The organism is Pseudomonas paracarnis, from assembly GCF_904063055.1.
GTDB classification, from domain to species: domain Bacteria; phylum Pseudomonadota; class Gammaproteobacteria; order Pseudomonadales; family Pseudomonadaceae; genus Aquipseudomonas; species Aquipseudomonas paracarnis.
Genome location: NZ_CAJFCN010000055.1, coordinates 1 through 538 on the forward strand (window position 1 = coordinate 1; position 538 = coordinate 538).

Here is a 538-nt window from a genome sequence, read left to right on the forward strand (position 1 = left end):
TGGTTTCTTTTGGGCCGAAACCGTCCAACAGTGCCAGTGGGCGGAAGCTGCCGGGTTCGTAGAGGTAGCTGCGATGGCGTTCTGCATGGTGTTCGGCAATTAGCTTGTCGCCTTGCCAGAAAAACTCTGTGGTTATGTCATCCACGGTCTTGCTGATGCGCCGCCCAAATGGATCGTAGCGATAGCTGGCGGTCTGGCCGTTGGGTTGCGTGACGCTGATGAGCCGATGCTGGCAGTCATAGCGGTACTCAGTAACAAGTTGCTGGCCTTTGCCGCGCCGTTCGCGGATGAGGTTGCCGAAGGCGTCGTAGTCGTAATGACGGTCGCCCTGGATCATCAGACGATTCGCCGCGACGATGTCCGGGCCGGGGCGGTCTTGCATCAGCAGGTTGCCGGCGGGGTTGTGGCCGAAGCGTTCCTGTACGTCTTGGGAGTGGTCGGCGCGGGTCAGGCGGGCGAGGGGGTCGTAGTGGTAGCGGTGTTCGCCTTTGCGGGTGTCGAGCAGGCGGGTGAGGTTGCCGGATTTGTCGTAGTCGTA

Annotated in this window: 1 protein-coding gene; it reads right to left on the bottom strand. The window is 61.0% G+C overall.

What is annotated here, in order from left to right; all coding sequences use genetic code 11:
- A partial coding sequence (locus JMV15_RS27855; protein WP_408004011.1) for an RHS repeat domain-containing protein occupies window positions 1–538 on the bottom strand: 538 nt, incomplete at both ends.